This is a genomic window from Enterobacter sp. FW301-JW81, from assembly GCF_058788735.1.
Genome location: NZ_JBYTBA010000001.1, coordinates 1,004,347 through 1,022,975 on the forward strand (window position 1 = coordinate 1,004,347; position 18,629 = coordinate 1,022,975).

At 57.0% G+C, this 18,629-nt stretch carries 19 protein-coding genes; 12 read left to right on the plus strand and 7 right to left on the minus strand.

Going from position 1 to position 18,629, the window contains the following annotated elements; all coding sequences use genetic code 11:
• Positions 1 to 31: 31 nt before the first annotated feature.
• Positions 32 to 580 carry a 50S ribosomal protein L7/L12-serine acetyltransferase gene (rimL, locus tag AC3WOK_RS04820; RefSeq protein ID WP_447855613.1) on the plus strand — a complete coding sequence of 183 codons (549 nt, stop codon included), beginning with the start codon at positions 32 to 34 and terminating at the stop codon, positions 578 to 580.
• On the opposite strand, the gene ydcK is transcribed toward rimL, so the two are convergent.
• Positions 575 to 1,555, minus strand: coding sequence for a YdcK family protein (gene ydcK, locus AC3WOK_RS04825; protein WP_059310136.1), 981 nt, complete (start codon positions 1,553 to 1,555; stop codon positions 575 to 577). The genes rimL and ydcK overlap by 6 nt on opposite strands.
• 122 nt (positions 1,556 to 1,677) lie before the next feature.
• On the opposite strand from ydcK, the gene tehA reads away from it, so the two are divergent.
• Together tehA and tehB are read left to right on the plus strand one after the other, a co-directional pair.
• Positions 1,678 to 2,679 carry a dicarboxylate transporter/tellurite-resistance protein TehA gene (tehA, locus tag AC3WOK_RS04830; RefSeq protein WP_447855614.1) on the plus strand — a complete coding sequence of 334 codons (1,002 nt, stop codon included), beginning with the start codon at positions 1,678 to 1,680 and terminating at the stop codon, positions 2,677 to 2,679.
• Positions 2,679 to 3,272 carry a tellurite resistance methyltransferase TehB gene (gene tehB / locus AC3WOK_RS04835; RefSeq protein WP_072250534.1) on the plus strand — a complete coding sequence of 198 codons (594 nt, stop codon included), beginning with the start codon at positions 2,679 to 2,681 and terminating at the stop codon, positions 3,270 to 3,272. Before tehA ends, tehB begins: the two co-directional genes overlap by 1 nt.
• Here tehB and pepT read toward each other — a convergent pair.
• The gene (gene pepT / locus AC3WOK_RS04840; RefSeq protein ID WP_059310133.1) at positions 3,269 to 4,498 is read right to left on the minus strand and encodes a peptidase T; all 1,230 of its coding nucleotides are present in this window, start codon (positions 4,496 to 4,498) and stop codon (positions 3,269 to 3,271) included. The genes tehB and pepT overlap by 4 nt on opposite strands.
• A 111-nt stretch (positions 4,499 to 4,609) precedes the next feature.
• On the opposite strand from pepT, the gene AC3WOK_RS04845 reads away from it, so the two are divergent.
• Both AC3WOK_RS04845 and AC3WOK_RS04850 read left to right on the plus strand, forming a co-directional pair.
• The gene (locus AC3WOK_RS04845; protein ID WP_492354235.1) at positions 4,610 to 6,205 is read left to right on the plus strand and encodes an ABC transporter substrate-binding protein; all 1,596 of its coding nucleotides are present in this window, start codon (positions 4,610 to 4,612) and stop codon (positions 6,203 to 6,205) included.
• A 135-nt stretch (positions 6,206 to 6,340) separates the two neighbouring features.
• A complete protein-coding gene (locus AC3WOK_RS04850) occupies positions 6,341 to 7,015 on the plus strand; it encodes a DUF3313 domain-containing protein (protein ID WP_047348558.1) in 675 nt (224 codons plus the stop codon).
• Positions 7,016 to 7,049: 34 nt separating this feature from the next.
• On the opposite strand, the gene AC3WOK_RS04855 is transcribed toward AC3WOK_RS04850, so the two are convergent.
• Positions 7,050 to 7,946: a DMT family transporter gene (locus tag AC3WOK_RS04855; RefSeq protein WP_492354041.1), complete on the minus strand. Its 897-nt coding sequence runs from the start codon at positions 7,944 to 7,946 to the stop codon at positions 7,050 to 7,052.
• Positions 7,947 to 8,119: 173 nt separating this feature from the next.
• On the opposite strand from AC3WOK_RS04855, the gene AC3WOK_RS04860 reads away from it, so the two are divergent.
• Positions 8,120 to 8,992 carry a helix-turn-helix transcriptional regulator gene (locus AC3WOK_RS04860; protein WP_492354042.1) on the plus strand — a complete coding sequence of 291 codons (873 nt, stop codon included), beginning with the start codon at positions 8,120 to 8,122 and terminating at the stop codon, positions 8,990 to 8,992.
• On the opposite strand, the gene AC3WOK_RS04865 is transcribed toward AC3WOK_RS04860, so the two are convergent.
• A complete protein-coding gene (locus AC3WOK_RS04865) occupies positions 8,972 to 10,138 on the minus strand; it encodes a benzoate/H(+) symporter BenE family transporter (RefSeq protein WP_063956305.1) in 1,167 nt (388 codons plus the stop codon). The two genes, AC3WOK_RS04860 and AC3WOK_RS04865, sit on opposite strands and share 21 nt — an antisense overlap.
• 92 nt (positions 10,139 to 10,230) lie before the next feature.
• On the opposite strand from AC3WOK_RS04865, the gene AC3WOK_RS04870 reads away from it, so the two are divergent.
• Complete coding sequence (locus AC3WOK_RS04870) at positions 10,231 to 10,758, plus strand: helix-turn-helix domain-containing protein (protein WP_047348554.1); 528 nt, start codon at positions 10,231 to 10,233, stop codon at positions 10,756 to 10,758.
• Positions 10,759 to 10,838: 80 nt separating this feature from the next.
• A complete protein-coding gene (locus AC3WOK_RS04875) occupies positions 10,839 to 12,803 on the plus strand; it encodes a peptidase U32 family protein (protein WP_492354043.1) in 1,965 nt (654 codons plus the stop codon).
• On the opposite strand, the gene AC3WOK_RS04880 is transcribed toward AC3WOK_RS04875, so the two are convergent.
• Complete coding sequence (locus AC3WOK_RS04880) at positions 12,804 to 13,034, minus strand: DUF2554 family protein (protein ID WP_492354044.1); 231 nt, start codon at positions 13,032 to 13,034, stop codon at positions 12,804 to 12,806.
• A 245-nt stretch (positions 13,035 to 13,279) separates the two neighbouring features.
• Between AC3WOK_RS04880 and AC3WOK_RS04885 the strand changes: the two genes are divergently transcribed.
• Positions 13,280 to 13,642 carry a hypothetical protein gene (locus AC3WOK_RS04885; RefSeq protein ID WP_492354045.1) on the plus strand — a complete coding sequence of 121 codons (363 nt, stop codon included), beginning with the start codon at positions 13,280 to 13,282 and terminating at the stop codon, positions 13,640 to 13,642.
• Positions 13,643 to 13,809: 167 nt separating this feature from the next.
• Here the strand turns inward: AC3WOK_RS04885 and AC3WOK_RS04890 are convergent, their stop codons facing one another.
• Together AC3WOK_RS04890 and ftrA are read right to left on the minus strand one after the other, a co-directional pair.
• On the minus strand, positions 13,810 to 14,346 hold the full coding sequence (locus AC3WOK_RS04890; protein ID WP_492354046.1) for a dihydrofolate reductase family protein: 537 nt from the start codon (positions 14,344 to 14,346) through the stop codon (positions 13,810 to 13,812).
• Between the two features lie 52 nt (positions 14,347 to 14,398).
• Positions 14,399 to 15,406 carry a transcriptional regulator FtrA gene (gene ftrA, locus AC3WOK_RS04895; protein ID WP_447855619.1) on the minus strand — a complete coding sequence of 336 codons (1,008 nt, stop codon included), beginning with the start codon at positions 15,404 to 15,406 and terminating at the stop codon, positions 14,399 to 14,401.
• Positions 15,407 to 15,479: 73 nt separating this feature from the next.
• Here ftrA and AC3WOK_RS04900 point away from each other — a divergent pair, with 73 nt between their 5' ends.
• From AC3WOK_RS04900 to urtA, 3 genes are all read left to right on the plus strand, one after another.
• Positions 15,480 to 15,893 (plus strand): rhodanese-like domain-containing protein, encoded by a 414-nt coding sequence (locus AC3WOK_RS04900; protein WP_059310124.1) that lies wholly within the window; start codon positions 15,480 to 15,482, stop codon positions 15,891 to 15,893.
• Positions 15,894 to 16,049: 156 nt separating this feature from the next.
• The gene (locus tag AC3WOK_RS04905; protein ID WP_063428157.1) at positions 16,050 to 17,153 is read left to right on the plus strand and encodes a cobalamin-independent methionine synthase II family protein; all 1,104 of its coding nucleotides are present in this window, start codon (positions 16,050 to 16,052) and stop codon (positions 17,151 to 17,153) included.
• 200 nt (positions 17,154 to 17,353) lie between these two features.
• Positions 17,354 to 18,625, plus strand: coding sequence for an urea ABC transporter substrate-binding protein (gene urtA / locus AC3WOK_RS04910; RefSeq protein WP_447855620.1), 1,272 nt, complete (start codon positions 17,354 to 17,356; stop codon positions 18,623 to 18,625).
• The last annotated feature ends 4 nt before the right edge of the window (positions 18,626 to 18,629 follow it).

The following is an 18,629-nucleotide window of genomic DNA, read 5'->3' on the forward strand; positions in this document are numbered from 1 at the left end:
TCCCTGTGGGAGAGGGTTAGGGTGAGGGGCAATGACCGCAGCAAAATCCGAAATTATCCCGGTCTCTGACGCTATCGAACTTCGCGCCGTCGAAGATCGCTATACCGCCGATCTGCACAACCTCGTCGTAAAAAACAGAACCTGGCTGCAAACCGCCTTTGACTGGGCGCAGCACGTGGGCAGCGAGGACGATACCCGCCGCAACGTGCAGAGTAACCAGATGCTGCACCAGCGCGGCTACGCCAAAATGTTTCTGATCTTCAAGGGTGACGCGCTTGTCGGTGTGCTGTCGTTCAACACGATTGAACCGACCAACAAAGCCGGGTACATCGGCTACTGGCTGGATGAAGACCACCAGGGGCAGGGCATTCTCTCTCGGTCGCTGCAGGCGTTTATGCGCTACTACGCCGAGCGCGGGGAGATCCGCCGTTTTGTGATTAAGTGTCGGGTCGCGAATCAGAGCAGCAACAGCGTTGCCCTGCGCAACGGCTTTACGCTGGAAGGGTGCCTGCGGGAAGCGGAATACCTTAACGGCCGCTTTGACGACGTGAACCTCTACGGGAAAATTTATACCCTATAACGCGCCCAGCAGCGGCGTGCGGGTGATGCGCTGAGCGCCGTTAACCACCTTTTCGCCGCGCAGGTGAATGCTCTCGCCGGCAAAGGCTTCAATGACCGCATCGTCGGTGATTTCAACCCGATGCTCAATCAGCACATCGCCACTGATCCGCGCGCGTCCCTGGATCACCACCTTATCGTCCAGCATGATCGGCCCGCCGCGCAGCCATGCCTGACCGCCAATCAGGACGTGGTGCTTAATGACGCAGTTGCCTTCCACCACGGCATTCTCCGCAATCTGCGAGCTGTAGCGCACCGTCGGGATGGCATCGTCGTCAAAACCGGCTATCACCCGGGCGTTGCCGTAGACTTTTGCGCAGTCGCACACCCAGACGTTATTCAGGTCGTTACCCTCGAGGATAGCGTTGTCGAATATTTCGGCGCGGTGCTCAACAAAGGCAAAATTGACCATCGCCTCGCCGTAGATTTGCGCCTGGTGCACAATGCGCGACTGGCTCACCGTCGCCTTATCGTAGATTTGCAGGATCTGTTCACGGTCCGGCGTTAGCCCTTTGGCCGCAATGACCACGCTGTGATGCAGTACGCGAGCCTCGCCGTAAATATGGCACTCGCCGCGCACGCAGGATTGCTGAATGGTGACGTTGTCACTTATTCGCGCGCCGTGGCTCACCTCCGCACCGTCCAGCCAGCAGCTGTCGCCAATACGCGCATCATGGCTAATGATGCAAGGCAGGGTAAGACGCGCGTTGCCGGACACGGCTGCGCCGGCGAATACCACGCTGTTTTCGTCGTAGATCCAGCAATTGCCGTCCTGCGAGAGGGCGCGCTCGTCGTCAATCCAGCCGCCCTTTGTGCCGGCCACGACGTCGTTAAAATCGGCCGTGGCGATAATCTGCCGCAGCGTGGCGGAGTGGGAGGTCTCGCCGTTTTTCCACTGCCAGAGGCGGGTTTCATCGCTGAGTCGGTACTTTTTCATCGTGCGGTCTCTGATAGGCGTCTCAACTAAACGTAGCAAACTTTTGACCTTTCGTTGTACTGGCATCCGCTGCAGAAACCCCTTAAAATGGCATTTAAAATACATTTTAAAAATTAAAATTAATGAGCAAATTTAACACTCCCCAACAGGCGCTTAACTTGCCCGCCGGGTATTTTGGCATGGTGCTTGGCATCATCGGTATGGGCTTTGCCTGGCGCTATGCCAGCACCCTCTGGCCGGTGACGCGCTGGCCGGGGGAGAGCCTGGTTGCCCTTGCGGTGGTATGTTGGTTTCTGTTAACGGTCGCGTTTTTGACGCGCGCGATCCGTTTCCCGCGCAGCGTGCTGGCAGAGATGCGGCACCCGGTGACGAGCAGTTTTGTCAGCCTTTTCCCGGCCACGACGATGCTGGTCGCCATCGGTTTTGTACCCTGGTTCCGCCCGGTCTCGCTGGTGTTGTTTGGCACTGGCGTAGTGGTGCAGCTTGCGTACTCGGCCTGGCAAAGCGCCGGGCTATGGCGCGGGAAACATCCGCAAGAGGCGACCACGCCTGGATTATATCTGCCCACGGTGGCGAACAATTTTATCAGCGCGATGGCGTGCGGCGCCCTCGGGTTTCACGATGCAGGGCTGGTCTTCCTCGGCGCGGGCATCTTTTCCTGGCTCAGCCTTGAGCCGGTCATTCTGCAACGCCTTCGCAGCGCCGGAGAGCTGCCCGCCGCACTGCGCACGTCTCTCGGGATTCAGCTGGCGCCCGCGCTGGTGGCCTGTAGCGCCTGGTTCAGCGTGAATGGCGGTCAGGCGGATACGTTTGCGAAAATGCTGTTTGGCTATGGCCTGCTGCAGCTGCTGTTCATGTTGCGCCTGATCCCATGGACCCTGTCCCAGCCGTTCAATGCCTCATTCTGGAGCTTCTCCTTTGGCGTCTCGGCCCTGGCAACCACGGGTCTGCATCTGGGACAAAGCAGTCCGGCGGGCTTTTTCCACGCCATCGCCGTGCCGCTGTTTATCTTCACCAACGCCATTATTGGCTGGCTGCTGGTGCGTACATTGATTCTGCTGCTTCAGGGCAAACTGCTGGTTCGCACTGATAAAGCACTGCTTATGCAATCTGAGGAAAAATGATGACCGTTGATGAGAATTACTTCACAGAGAAATATGGCTTAACTCGTACGCACTCAGAAGTGCTGTTCAGTGCGGAAAAGGTTAAACCGGGCAAAACGCTGGACCTGGGCTGCGGCAACGGCCGTAATAGCCTGTACCTTGCGGCCAACGGGTACGACGTGACCGCGTGGGACAAGAACCCGATGAGCATCGACAATATCGAGCGCATCAAGGCGGCAGAAGGGATTAAGAATCTTCAGACCGCAATTAAAGATCTCAACGGCCTGAGCTTTGACGGCGAGTACGATTTTATTCTCTCCACCGTGGTGCTGATGTTCCTGGAAGCCAGCACCATCCCGGGCCTTATCGCCAACATGCAGCGCTGCACCCGGCCGGGCGGCTACAACCTGATTGTCGCCGCCATGGATACGGTGGATTATCCTTGCACCGTCGGCTTCCCGTTTGCGTTCAAAAGCGGTGAGCTGAGCAATTACTATGAAGGCTGGGAGCTCATCAAGTACAACGAAGAGCCCGGCGAACTGCACCGCACCGACGAAAACGGGAACCGCATCAAACTGCGCTTTGCCACGATGCTGGCGCGCAAGCCCGCCTAACGGGCGGCCAGCAGGCAGAGCTGCAGGGCGGTGCGGTAAGACGCCTCAAACGACGACAGCGGCAGGAATTCAAACCTCGAGTGGAAGTTATGCGCGCCGGTAAAGAAGTTCGGCGTGAGTAACCCTTTTGCCGAGAGCGCCGCGCCGTCGGTACCGCCGCGCATGGGCGTCGGTTTCGGCGTGATGCCGAGCGATTCCATCGCCTCAAACATCAGGTCGATAGCGCGCCTGTCTTCGCCAATCGCATTGCTGATATTGCTGTAGGTATCTTCAATGCGATACTCCACGCTGGCGGTCGGGTGTTGGGCGGCAATCCGCGCGGCAACGTCGGCAATCTGCTGCTTGCGGGCAGCAAAGTTGTCCTTGTCGAAGTCCCGGATATTGGCCTTAAGAACGGCCTCGTTCTGCCCGGCCTGAATGCCGTTAAACCAGATATAGCCTTCACGCCCCTCGGTGCACTCCGGCGTCTGCTGGCGGTCGAAGTGGCTGATAAAGTCGGTTGCCATTAATAACGGGTTCACCAGCACGCCTTTGGCGGACATAGGGTGCGCCGTCACGCCGGTAAAGCGGATCTCAGCGGCTGCCGCATTAAAATTCTCGTAGACAATTTCGCCCAGCTCGCAGCAGTCGATGGTCCAGGCGAAGTCGACGTCGAAGCGCTTAAGGTCCAGCGCCTTGGCGCCGTTCAGGCCGATCTCTTCGTCAGGCACAAACGCCACGACAATATCGCCATGCTGATGCTCCGCCGTCAGGTTTTCCAGCACCGTCATCACCACCGTGACCGCAGATTTATTATCGGCGCCTAATACGCTGGTCCCGTCGCTGAAAATAATCTCCTCGTTCGGGTAAGCCAGAATTTCGGGATGCTCTTTCACCCGCAGCCAGATCTCTTTTTCTTTATTCAGACAGAGATCTTCACCGGTAAACGTTAATATTTGTGGATGAATATCCGGTGATAAACCCACGTCGACGGTATCAATATGGGTAATAAAGCCGATGCGCGGCGCGCCGGGCACGTTGCCTTTTTTGACCGCCGTCACCGTGGCGAATTCATCAATCACGATGTCGTCTAAACCCAGCTGTGCCAGCTCCTGCGCCAGTTCCCGCGCCATGTCGTGCTGGCCCGGCGTTGAGGGCAGCGTTTTCACTTTAGGATCGCTCTGGCTGGTGATGGCGAGATAGCGGAAAAAACGATGCGTTAATTGTCTGGAAAGCGGCGAGCCCATAGTGATTTGTTCCTTATTTATTTTTCGGGTGTTTGCCATCTCACTTTAATGTTATTTATGAAATGGCAAAAGAATTAATTAGCCGTCGAATTAAAAAGACAGGAATAAATGATGACAAGCAAACTCGCAACTTTCACGCTGGCGCTTGCTGCACTCACGGTCAGTTCCGCTGTCGCCGCAAAAACGCTGGTGTATTGCTCCGAAGGATCGCCGGAAAACTTCAATCCTCAGCTGTACACCTCGGGAACCAGCGTGGACGCCAGCGCCGTGCCGGTTTATAACCGGCTGGTCGACTTCAAACCCGGCACCACGGAGCTGGTGCCGAGCCTGGCAGAGCGCTGGGAGGTGAGCGACGACGGCAAGGTTTACACCTTCCATCTGCGCAAAGGCGTTAAGTTCCAGAGCAACAAATCCTTCACGCCGACCCGCGACTTTAACGCCGATGACGTCATTTTCTCGTTTATGCGCCAGAAAGACGTCAACCATCCGTACCACAACGTCTCGAACGGCAGCTACTCCAACTTCGAAAGCCTGGAGTTTGGCAGCCTGATCACCGCCATTGATAAAGTGGATGACCATACCGTACGCTTTACCCTGGCGCACCCGGAGGCGCCGTTTGTCGCCGATCTGGCCTGGTATTTTGCCTCGATCCTTTCCGCTGAGTATGCCGACGCGATGCTGAAAGCGGGCACGCCGGAGAAGGTGGATATGGCGCCGATCGGCACCGGGCCGTTTAAGCTGACGCAGTATCAGAAGGATTCCCGCATCCTGTTCACGGCGTTTGCCGACTACTGGCAGGGGAAATCGAAGCTGGACAGGCTGGTGTTTACCATCACGCCGGATGCCTCCGTGCGGTTTGCCAAAATTGAGAAGAACGAATGTCAGGTGATGCCGTTCCCGAACCCGGCCGACCTGCCGCGCATGAAGGCCATCAAAGACATCACGCTGATGAGCAAACCCGGGCTGAATACCGGCTTCCTGGCGTTCAATACCCAAAAGCCGCCGCTGGATAACGTGAAAGTTCGCCAGGCGCTGGCGATGGCTATCAATAAACCGGCCATTATTGACGCGGTGTTCCACGGTACCGGCACCGCGGCAAAGAACCTGCTGCCGCCGGGCGTCTGGAGCGCCGACAGCGAGCTTAAGGACTACGAGTACGATCCAGAAAAAGCCAAAGCGCTGCTGAAAGAGGCCGGGTTTGCCAACGGCATGAGCATCGATTTATGGGCAATGCCCGTCCAGCGGCCCTATAACCCGAATGCGAAACGCATGGCGGAGATGATTCAGGCGGACTGGGCGAAGGTCGGCGTACAGACCAAAATCATCACTTACGAATGGGGCGAATATTTAAAACGCGTGAAGGGCGGAGAGCATCAGGCCGCGCTGATGGGCTGGACGACCGCTACGGGAGATCCCGATAACTTCTTTGGCCCGCTGTTTACCTGCACCTCGGCAAACGGCGGGTCGAATTCGGCGAAATGGTGCTACAAGCCGTTTGATAACATTATCGCCGAGGCGAAATCGATAACCGATCATGATAAACGCGTGGCGCTGTATAAACAGGCTCAGCAGATCATGCATGACCAGATGCCCGCGGTGATGATTGCGCATTCGACGATTTTCGAACCGGTGCGCAAGGAAGTGAAGGGCTATGAAATCGACCCGTTTGGCAAACATCTGTTCTGGCAACTGGATATAAATCAGTAATTTTTCACTGCCCGGCACGTGGCCGGGCAGTCTTTTCGCAATTTGTGCTCCCGGCATCATTTTTTGTCACAACAAACCCACCAGTCTTTTGCTATAACTTCAAATGCATACTTGCAGATAACATGGAAAACTATCATGCGTACTCAAACTTTTTTTAAAGTTGCAGTGCTTACTGGTCTGTTGGCGTTGGCGGGCTGTTCTTCTAAAGTCGCCGCTCCCGAACAATATTCTGGCTTTTTAAAAGACTATTCAGGATTACAGCAGACGACGTCTGCGACGGGTAAACCTACGCTGCGTTGGGTTGATCCTTCTTATAACGAAGCTAATTACGACAGTATTATCTGGACGCCGATTACATATTATCCTGCGCCTAAACCGACAACACAGATTGGTCAAAAAACGCTTGATGAGCTGCTGAATTACACCAATAACAAAATGAAAACTGCTATTGGTACCCGTAAGCCGATTGTCACCACGCCGGGTAAACACAGCCTGATTTTTCGCGGTGCCATTACCGGGGTGAGTTCGCAGAAAGAGGGACTGCAGTTCTATGAAGTGGTGCCTGTTGCGCTGGTGGTTGCCGGTACGCAGATGGCAACCGGACATCGCACCATGGATACCCACCTTTACTTTGAAGGTGAGCTGATCGATGCGGCCACCAACAAGCCGGTTATGAAGGTAGTGCGTAAAGGCGAAGGTAAAGAGCTGAATAACGCAAATACGCCGATGACCTTTGCAACGCTGAAGCAGGTTGTTGATGATATGGCGACCGACGCCACCATGTTTGATGTGAAAAAGACCGCAAAATAACGTAAAACGGCCTGCGTAATGCAGGCCGTTTTATTTACGCCGTGCGCAGGCGCCTGAACCAGGTTTCGGGTCTGGTAAACATCACCATATTTCCCCCCAGAATCAGCAAGAGTCCAATAATTCCGTTGAAATGCCAGACGTAGCCTTCATACACCGTGGAGATGGAGAGCGCCACCAGCGGGAAGAGCAGCGTACTGTAGGCCGCTTTGCCCGGGCCAATGCGTCCCACCAGCGTGAAGTACGCGCCAAAGGCAATCACCGAACCAAACAGGGCCAGATAGAGCAGCGCGCCAATGTAGCTGGTGGTCCACTCCGGCGTGAAGCTGTCGCCTCTGAAGAGCGCAATACAGCCCATCACCAGCGTACCGTAGAGCATCGCCCAGGCGTTGGTGGTCATGGTCTCAAGGCCTCTGCGCTGATGGCGCATGCTGATCATATTGCCCAGCGAGAAGCCGTAGGTACCGAGCGCGGAAAGACCAATGCCCGTCAGGAGCGACGCGCTCCAGCCGCTGGCCAGCAGATCGTCCCAGAAGAGGGTGACGATCCCCACCAGGCCCAGTGCCGCCGCCGTCCAGAAACGGGCGGGTGGGCGCTGCCCGAAGAAAATAAAGCTGTTGATGGCGTTATAGAGCACGGCCATGGAGAAGATCACCGATTCCAGCCCGGTATTGATGTGCGAGGCCGCGGTGTAAAAACACCAGAAGTTAAAGCAGAAAACGCAGCATCCCTGGAGCATGCAAAAAAGATGATCCCGCAGCGCCAGCTTGCGCAGGCGGCGCAGGGCGAGTAATACCACCATCATCGTGAGGCTGGCGACGGCGAAGCGCCAGAAAATAGAGACGGGCGCCGCCACGGGGCCCTGCTGCAGGAAAATGGCAATCCAGGTGGTTCCCCAGATAATGACCACCAGTCCGTAAAGTAATGCGTTCATATTTTTCTCTTCTCAAACCACCGAAGCCCGCAGTATGGCGCCGCATTTTATAAAGGGCTTTCATCCGCTTGCGGTGGACTTGCAAAATCTTGCGCTTTTTTCTTTACCGGGGACTGGCAACGGAAGACAACTCTTCTTAGACTGACATTCCAGTCCATCACGCGCTAATGGTTATGTCTCACGCTTACGATACCTTTGAAACGCTTTGCCAACAGAATGCAGTCCTGCGGGAAACCGTCTCGCTGAATTCGGGTATTCAGCTGGCAGCGTGGTACAACAAGCACGATACGATAACGGTAAAAAGTAACCATCATACCCTGAGCCTGTACGTGGCAGACGGTTACGAAAGCTACCAAAAAACGCCGGGCGGCTGGAAGAACGGCGGGGGGCCGGACCGTTTCTGTTTGATGCCCAAAGAGAGCGAATCGACGTGGGATATCCGGGACGATCTGTCGTTTGTGCATCTCTACTGTACCGATGAACACCTGCGCGACGTGGGCGAAAAAATCTGGGACAAGCGGCCGCTTTCGCTGACCCTGGACGAACGTATTTTTGGCAGCGATCCGAAGATCACCGCGCTGTATCGCCAGTTTTTGCTTGGCTGCGACTGGCAGCAGCACGCCAACCAGCTCACCCTGAGCACGGCCTCTACGCTGCTCCTGACCCATCTGCTGCAAAACTACTCAAACGTGCAGTGGAAGCTGCCGGTCGTCACCGGCGGGCTATCGCCGTTTGTTCTGCGTAACGTGCTGGCGTTTATCGAAGAGAACCTGGGCCAGCCCCTGACGCTGGCCGAACTGGCGGCCCAGGCCGCCCTCAGCGAATACCATTTTGCCCGCATGTTCCGCCAGTCGACGGGGCTGGCGCCGCATCAGTACGTGATGCAAAGGAGAATGGAAAAAGCGAAAGCCCTGGTGCAGCACACCTCAACGCCGCTGACGGACATCGCGCTGGCCTGCGGGTTTAACTCCGCCAGCCACTTTAGCAACCGCTTTCGCAGCGTGACGGGCATCACGCCGTCGCAGCTACGCGCGGCGAGCGCGTGAAAACAGGGCATAGCACACGCCCCCCAGCACCAGCCCCCAGAATGCCGAGCCAATCCCCAGGATCGTGACGCCGCTTGCGGTCATCAGAAACGTGACGATGGCCGCGTCGCGCTCCGCTTCGTGATGCAGCGCCTGATACAAGCTCCCGCTGATGGTTCCCAGCAGCGCCAGACCGGCCAGCGTCTGGATCCAGCTGAGCGGCAGGGCGGCCATCAGCCCGGTAATGGACCCGCCGAAAATCCCCGCCAGCAGATAGAAACCGCCGGCAGCGATGGCTGCCAGCCAGCGCTTTGCGGGATCCGGGTGCGCGTCCGGGCTTTGACAAATGGCGGCGGTAATCGCCGCAATGCAAATGGAAAAGACGCCAAAGGGCGAAAGCAGCAGCGCCAGTCCACCGGTAACGATAATGAGCGGCGAGACCGCCAGCGGGTAACCGGAGGCTTTCATCGTGGCGAAGCCAGGCGCATTTTGCGAAGCCATGGTTACCAGGAAGAAGGGCACGCCAATGCTCACCAGGCTGGTAAAGGTGAAGGCGGGGGCAATAAATTCAGGCATTACCAGAGAGAGGGTAAGCCTATCGGTGACAACGTCACCGCCCGCCCATGCCACGATACCGCCCACCAGCAGCGTGACCACGATGGCATAGCGCGGGGCCAGCGCTTTTGCTATCAGCCATGCCGCAATCATGCTGCCGCACAGCAGAAAGTGTCCCTCCAGGTGCGCAAACGCGTGCAGGCCAAACTGTAGCAGCACGCCTGCCAGCATGGCGGCGGCAAGGGAATGGGGGATCAACTTCATCAGCCGGGCGAATAAGCCGGTGATGCCGCAGAGTAAAATGAGCGCATTGGCAAAGATGAATACGCCGATCGTTTCAGCCAGCGTCACGCCGTGCAGGCTGGTGGCGAGCAGCGCCGCGCCGGGCGTTGACCAGGCGGTCAGCACGGGCGCTTTATACCACCAGGAAAGCGCCAGCGTGCTGACGCCCATTCCAATTCCCAGCGCGGTCATCCAGCCCGCTATCTGCTGCGCGCTGGCGCCTGCCGCAGCCGCGGCTTGCCAGATGATGGCTGCCGAACTGGCGTAACCCACCAGAACGGCGACAAACCCAGCCAGTACGGTGGGAACAAAATGTGAGGAAGGGCGCATGAAAACTCCATTGTGCGTTATAACGTCCGAGATAAGGTAACACTGTGCGCTATAGCGTACAAGTGGTATGCTACGCATCACCAGGAGGGAACATGGACATCACACTACATCTTGCAACAACGCTGAAAACGCTGCGTCAGGCGCGCGGTTGGAGTTTGTCGAAGCTGGCGGACGAAACCGGCGTGTCAAAAGCCATGCTCGGGCAAATTGAGCGCAATGAATCCAGCCCAACGGTGTCGACGCTGTGGAAAATCGCTACAGGGCTGAACGTCCCGTTTTCCACGTTCATCACGCCGGAGGCGGACCGCCAGGCGGTGTTTGACCCGCAGCAGCAGGCGATGGTGGTTAAACCGCTTTTCCCGTGGGATGAGACGCTCCGGTTCGATCATTTCTCCATCACGCTGGCACCCGGTGCCCTGAGCGAGTCCACGCCGCACGAGGCGGGAGTGATCGAACACGTGGTGGTCATCAGCGGCGAACTGGAGATGAAAATTGACGGCGAATGGCAGTCAATTTCCGCCGATTCGGGCGTCCGTTTTGCCGGCGATAAACCGCACGCCTACCGCAACAGCAGCGACCGGACGGTGCATTTTCACTCCCTGATTCATTATCCCCGCTGAGGCGACGCAAAACTGTTTCGCTGACGCATACTTCTGACTACAATAGCCGCCATTTTGACCATAACGGATAACGACGAAGTATGCGCCTGCAATCCCATCATCTTGAACTTTTAAGCCCGGCCCGCGACGCCGCCATTGCCCGTGAAGCGATCCTTCATGGGGCAGACGCCGTCTACATTGGCGGCCCTGGCTTCGGTGCCCGCCATAACGCCAGCAACAGCCTGAGCGATATTGCTGAACTGGTGCCGTTCGCCCACCGTTTCGGGGCGAAAGTGTTCGTGACCCTGAACACTATTCTTCATGATGATGAGCTAGAGCCTGCGCAACGTCTGATTACCGATCTCTACCAGACCGGCGTCGATGCCCTGATTGTTCAGGACATGGGCGTGCTCGAGCTGGATATTCCCCCCATTGAACTGCACGCCAGCACCCAGTGCGATATCCGCACGGTAGAGAAAGCTAAGTTTCTCTCCGACGTTGGCTTTTCGCAGATCGTTCTGGCGCGCGAGCTTAATCTGAATCAGATCCGCGATATTCATCAGGCGACCGACGCGACGATTGAGTTCTTTATCCACGGCGCGCTGTGCGTCGCCTATTCCGGCCAGTGCAACATTTCCCACGCCCAGACGGGCCGCAGCGCCAACCGCGGCGACTGTTCTCAGGCCTGCCGCCTGCCGTATACCCTGAAAGACGATCAGGGACGCGTCGTGGCGTTTGAAAAACACCTGCTCTCCATGAAGGATAACGATCAGACCGCTAACCTGGGCGCGCTGATCGATGCCGGGGTGCGTTCCTTCAAGATTGAAGGGCGCTACAAAGACATGAGCTACGTGAAGAACATCACCGCGCACTATCGCCAGATGCTGGACGCCATTATTGAAGACCGCGGCGACCTGGCGCGCGCGTCGGCCGGTCGCACAGAGCATTTCTTTATTCCGTCGACGGACAAAACGTTCCACCGCGGCAGCACGGACTATTTTGTGAATGCCCGTAAAGGGGATATCGGCGCGTTTGATTCACCGAAGTTTATCGGTTTACCGGTCGGCGAAGTGCTGAAGGTGGCGAAAGATCACCTTGACGTTGAAGTGACGGAGCCGCTGGCGAACGGCGACGGCCTTAACGTGATGATCAAGCGTGAGGTGGTGGGCTTCCGCGCCAATACGGTGGAAAAAACCGGTGAGAACCGCTACCGCGTGTGGCCGAACGAAATGCCGGCCGATCTCTACAAAGCGCGGCCGAACGCGGCGCTTAACCGTAACCTCGATCATAACTGGCAGCAGGCGCTGCTGAAAACCTCCAGCGAACGCCGCATCGCGGTGGACATTGAGCTGGGCGGCTGGGAAGAGCAGCTTATTCTGACCATGACCTGTGAGGATGGGATCAGCGTGACGCATACGCTTGACGGTCTGTTCGAGGTGGCAAACAACGCGGAAAAAGCGCTTAACAGCCTGAAGGACGGTGTGGCGAAGCTGGGGCAGACGATTTACTATGCGCGCGCTATTGACGTGAATCTGCCGGACGCGCTGTTCGTGCCGAACAGCCTGCTTAACCAGTTCCGTCGCGAAACGGCAGAGATGCTCGATGGCGCGCGCCTGGCGCAGTATCCGCGCGGCAGCCGTAAAGCCGAAGCCGTTCCGGCGCCCGTTTACCCGGATACGCATTTGTCCTTCCTCGCCAACGTCTACAACCATAAGGCCCGGGCGTTCTATCATCGCCACGGCGTGCAGTTGATCGACGCGGCCTATGAAGCGCACGAAGAGAAGGGCGACGTGCCGGTGATGATCACCAAGCACTGCCTCCGCTTTGCGTTTAACCTGTGTCCGAAGCAGGCGAAAGGGAATATCAAAAGCTGGAAGGCCACCCCGATGCAGCTGGTGAATGGGGACGAAGTTCTGACCCTCAAATTTGACTGCCGTCCTTGCGAAATGCACGTGATTGGCAAGATGAAAAACCACATCTTCAAAATGCCGCAGCCCGGCAGCATTGTGGCGTCCGTTAGCCCCGACGATCTGATGAAAACCCTGCCAAAGCGCAAGGGCAGCTAATTACCGAACGTGCGTGTCCGGTTTGCGCGATTTCTGCCACAGGTGGTGGTCGCGCAAACCCTCCGCCGACTCTTCCGCCTCGCTTCGCAACTCATCGCTGTCGGCTTCATGACGAAGCTGATGCTCCACATTCTTTACCCATATATATTCATGCCCTTTGTGTCCGGCCATAATCTGGCCTGAAAACAGCGCGCACATAAGCATGACGAAAGATAACCCTTTTTTGAACATGGATTCACCGCTGAATGATATTGCGGGATAATCATGCCGATTATTTCTTATTGTTATTATTCAAAAATTCAAATTAGCGCAAAGAGAATGTCAAAGAGTGTGGAAAGGGTAAAAAGCAACCTAAGATTTTTCCTAAAAATGTATGTCTCTTTGTAAACTCCCATTTATGGTACACAATTGGACAGTTTCATTAAGGATAAATCCTATATAATAGCTATCTCTGGCTAAGGAACAGGTCTACATAAATGAAAAAAATAATGGCGCTTGCGCTTCTGGTGGTTGCAGTAGGAGCCGCTGCGGGGGCTCATTATGCCGGTAATGACACACCTGAATATATTCAGTCCGCAGAAACTCGCGTGGGTTCATATTTAACCAGCGATTACGGGCGCGTTGCCTGTAATAGCACCAAAGTTAACGATCAGCGTTGGGAATTAGACTGCACCAATCAGACGAGAGGAAAAACATTCCAGTTTGCCGTATATCCGTCTGAAAAAGCACCGTATGGCGTTTCGCGTTCGTTTTATCTTGAGGCCATCAATGATGACGCCAGAGAGAGTGCGGAGCAGGGCCTGATGCGTTATTTGCAAATCAATACCCAGGCAGGTTAATAGCGCTGTTTAGGGTTCGTTAAGATGAATAGTGGTAGGTTGTAAGGGATCCGCTGCCCGGCCATGGAGTGTCGGGACGTAGAGACCAAAATACAAATCTATCCATGCAAGCATTTACCGCCAGTTAATGGCGGTTTTTTTTTGCCCGCAGCGGCGCTGGCGTGGCTTTATGACGTTACCCGATAGTGCGACTGCACCAGGCCCGAAGGGAAGCTGCGGCTTGATACCAGCGTTAAATCGATATCCCGGGGAAGGGTGCCGAACAGCGGTTTTCCCGACCCGAGCAGGACCGGAACGGTGGTGATAACCATATCGGCGACCAGCCCTTCGCGCAGGAACGACTGTATCACCCGGCCGCCATCAAGATAGACGCGATGGACGTTTTGCACGGCCAGATCGTCGAGAGCCTCCTTTGGCGTACGTCCTGAAAACTGCACTTTGCCCTTCAGCGTCTCCGGCACGGGAGTATTGGCCAACTGTCGGGAGAGTACCAGCACGGGGCGGTCATAAGGCCATGCGTTAAAGGTCAACACCTTCTCGTAGCTCCCCCGGCCCATCACAATCCACTCTTTGTCGGCGATGAACGCCGCATAGCCATGATCTTCTGTCGGGTCATCGCGCTGCAGCAGCCAGTCGATGTCGTCATTCTCCCGGGCGATGTAGCCATCAAGGCTGACCGCGATAAAAACGTGTGTGGTAACCATCAGGTGCTCCGTATTCCAGCGTAATCAACATGGCGATATCCAGACTGCTTCCTCAGCGGGCAGCGTCGGGACGTGAAAATTGTTTGCGATACTGGGCCGGGGAAAGCGCAAACTGCTGGCGAAAATGATGGCGCAGCGTCGATGCCTGCCCAAACCCGGTCTGTTCTGCGATGCTGTCGATGCTTAAGCGGCTGCTTTCCAGGTAATCTTTGGCCCGCAGCAGGCGTTCATTGAGTAACCAGCGCGCGGGCGTTGTTCCCGTTGCCGCCTCGAAGCGACGAAGAAAGGTGCGCTGGCTCATGCCTACCCGACGCGCCAGCGAGTCGACGCTGTGCGGCTCAACAAGATGCGTATGCAAAAAATCAAACAGCTGGCCCAGACGCTGGCTTTCCCGCAGCTGCGCCACCGGGCGGCTCAGCTGCTGCGGCTGCGAGCCGTCCCTGTGCGGGGGAATGACCAGCCGACGCGCCACGCTGTTGGCGGTTTCCATTCCATAGTCCCGGCGCACGACGTGCAGACAGAGATCGATCCCCGCCGCGCTGCCTGCGGAGGTCAGTATATTCCCTTCGTCCTGGTAGAGCACATCCTCGACCACGTTGATGTCCGGGTAGCGGGCCTTAAGCGCGTCAAGGTAGCGCCAGTGCGTCGTGGCTTTGCGCCCGTTCAGCAGCCCCGCGGCGGCCAGAACAAACACGCCCGAACAGATGGACAGCAGCTGACAGCCCCGCGCGCTGGCCTGACGTAAGGCGCTGCAGAGCGCGCCCGGAACCGGTGCATCCAGACCCCGCCAGCCCGGTACGACGATCAGGTCGGCAGACTCAAGCAGGGAAATATCTCCGTCGGTAATGATGCGGATCCCGCCCGTCGCCCGAAGTTCACCGCTATCTACGCCTGCCACCGCAAAACGATACCACTCGTCTCCCAGCTCGGGACGCGGCAGGCCGAAGATCTCCACCGCCACGCCAAACTCAAAGGTACACAGGCCGTCATACGCCAGCACGACCACCTTCGGGCGGGGAGTTTGTCTTAAGTTTGTCATCTTTTTGCTGTTTTCTGGCATACGCGAGCGCATTCACGAGCTGAATTTGTGGATAGAGTAGTGTTATCACAAACGCCAAAGATGAGGAAGAAACATGAGCTATGTTACTGAATTTCCGGCTGCCGAGCCGCAGGAGGCCGTCACCCATTTTCTGCGTCGCCTGAGCGTCGAGACCGACTGTGCGGACGTGCATCACGCTATCGCCAACCACGAGCAGGACTTCGTGCTGCTGCACGTGGTGGGGAGCCCGGAGCAGTTTGCCCGCCGTCACGTGCCTGGCGCACTGCATATGCCGTGGAGCCAGATTAGCGCGGCGCGCATGGCACAATGGCCTGAAGGCACGCTGTTCGTCGTCTACTGCGCGGGGCCACACTGTAACGGCGCGGACAGGGCCGCGCTGAAGCTGGCGCGTCTGGGGCTGCCGGTCAAAATCATGCTCGGGGGCATCACCGGCTGGGAAGATGAAAAGTTCACCTTTGCCAGCAGCGAAACCGCCGCCGCCCTGTGAACATGAATTTTTTTCAACACCCGTGAAATTTTCTCGTTTGCCGGAAAAGGACAGGTATGACATCTTTTTTGGACATTTAGACATCCAGAAGTCTAAAACTTCAAATAATGAATTATCACTGCCGGCAATTATCGCCGGCAGGCTGAGGAGATTTCCATGCAACGACACCACGCCCCGTTCCGCGCCGATGTAGTCGGCAGTTTTTTACGCCCGGATGCGATCAAACAGGCTCGCCAGAAGTTTGCCAGCGGCGAAATTGACGCCGGACAGCTTCGTGCGGTTGAGGATGACGCTATCCGCCACGTCGTTGAGCAGCAGTGCGCGTGCGGGCTGAACGTGGTTACCGACGGCGAGTTCCGCCGCGCCTGGTGGCACTTCGACTTCTTCGACGGCCTGCAGGGCGTTGAGCGTTACGATTCACAGCAGGGCATTCAGTTTAACGGGGTGCAAACCAAAGCCCACGGCGTGCGCGTGACCGGCAAGCTGGGCTTTGGCGAGCATCCGATGCTGGAAGACTTTCGCTATCTGAAAAGCATCAGCGGTAATGCTCAGCCGAAAATGACCATCCCAAGCCCGAGCGTGCTGCATTTCCGCGGCGGTCGCAAAGACATCGATGCGACCGTGTATCCGGACCTGGACGTCTATTTCGACGATCTGGCGACCACCTGGCGCGACGCCATCCGCGCCTTCTACGACGCGGGTTGCCGCTACCTGCAGCTGGATGACACCGTCTGGGCCTACCTCTGTTCGGACGATCAGCGCCGCCAGATCCGCGAGCGCGGTGATGATGCCGACGAGCTGGCGCGCATCTATGCCCGCGTGCTGAACAAGGCCCTGGAGGGCAAGCCGGACGATCTGACTATCGGCCTGCACGTCTGCCGCGGTAACTTCCGCTCAACCTGGATCTCCGAGGGCGGCTATGAGCCGGTGGCGGAAGTGCTGTTTGGCACGGTCAACGTTGACGCGTTCTTCCTGGAATATGATAACGACCGCAGCGGGGATTTCGCGCCGCTACGCTTTGTTCGCCCGGGCAAGCAGCAGGTGGTGCTGGGTCTTATCACCACTAAAAACGGCGAGCTGGAGAACCCGGAAGGGATTAAAGCCCGTCTGGAAGAGGCGGCGAAGTACGTGGCGAAAGATCAAATTTGCCTCAGCCCGCAGTGCGGCTTTGCCTCTACCGAAGAGGGCAACAGCCTGAGCGAAACCCAGCAGTGGGACAAAGTCCGTCTGGTGACGCAGATCGCCAGCGAAGTCTGGTAATCACGCTTTCCCGGCGCTGCATTATAAAAGTGCAGCGCTGTGCCATTCTGAGTCGTTCTCTTTACATCCCATGTTTCACGTCCTGAAATAGCGCCTTCTCCATTCTGGCATCCTTTTTGCTCCTGCTTCGCTGAGACATTTTTCCGCGTCCACGCCGTAACGGACGTCTTCGCACAGCGTTCTTTTTCAGGAGTGAAAATATGCACCGTCGTACTTTATTAAAAGCCTTCGCGTTGTCTGCCTCTGTCGTTGCTATGGGAATGAGTTTCGGCGTGCAGGCGGCCGATACCATCAAGGTGGGGATCATGCACTCTCTTTCCGGCACCATGGCGATCTCCGAAACCCCGCTGAAAGACGTTGCCCTGATGACGATTGACGAGATCAACGCCAAAGGCGGCGTGCTGGGCAAGAAGCTGGAGCCGGTGGTAGTTGACCCGGCCTCGAACTGGCCGCTGTTTGCCGAGAAGGCGCGCCAGCTGTTAAGCCAGGACAAAGTGGCGGTGGTGTTCGGCTGCTGGACGTCGGTGTCACGAAAATCCGTCCTGCCTGTGTTCGAAGAGCTGAACGGCCTGCTATTCTACCCGGTGCAATATGAAGGCGAGGAAATGTCGCCGAATGTCTTCTATACCGGCGCGGCGCCGAACCAGCAGGCCATCCCGGCGGTGGAATACCTGATGAGCGAAGACGGCGGCGCGGCGAAGCGTTTCTTCCTGCTGGGCACGGACTACGTCTACCCGCGCACCACCAACAAGATCCTGCGCGCCTTCCTGCACTCAAAAGGCGTTGAGGATAAGGACATCGAAGAGGTTTACACCCCGTTTGGCCATAGCGACTACCAGACCATCGTCGCCAACATCAAGAAATTCTCCGCCGGTGGTAAAACCGCCGTGGTCTCGACCATCAACGGCGATTCCAACGTTCCGTTCTATAAAGAGCTGGCTAACCAGGGGCTGAAGGCGACGGACGTGCCGGTCGTTGCGTTCTCCGTGGGTGAAGAAGAGCTGCGCGGGATCGACACCAAACCGCTGGTCGGCAACCTGGCCGCGTGGAACTACTTTGAGTCCGTCGATAACCCGACCAACCGGGCCTTCGTGGCGGACTATAAAGCCTATGCCAAAGCGCATAAGCTGCCGAACGCCGATACCGTGGTGACCAACGACCCGATGGAGGCCACCTACGTGGGTATCCATATGTGGGCGCAGGCGGTGGAAAAAGCGGGCAGCACCGACGTGGATAAAGTGCGCGCGGCGATGGCCGGCCAGTCCTTTAAGGCGCCGTCTGGCTTTACGCTCACCATGGATGCCACCAACCACCACCTCCACAAGCCGGTCATGATTGGCGAAATCGAAGGCAACGGCCAGTTTAACGTGGTGTGGCAGACGGAACAGCCGGTACGCGCCCAGCCATGGAGCCCGTTCATTGCCGGGAATGATAAAAAACCCGACCAGCCGATGAAAACCGCCAGCAACTAAGCCA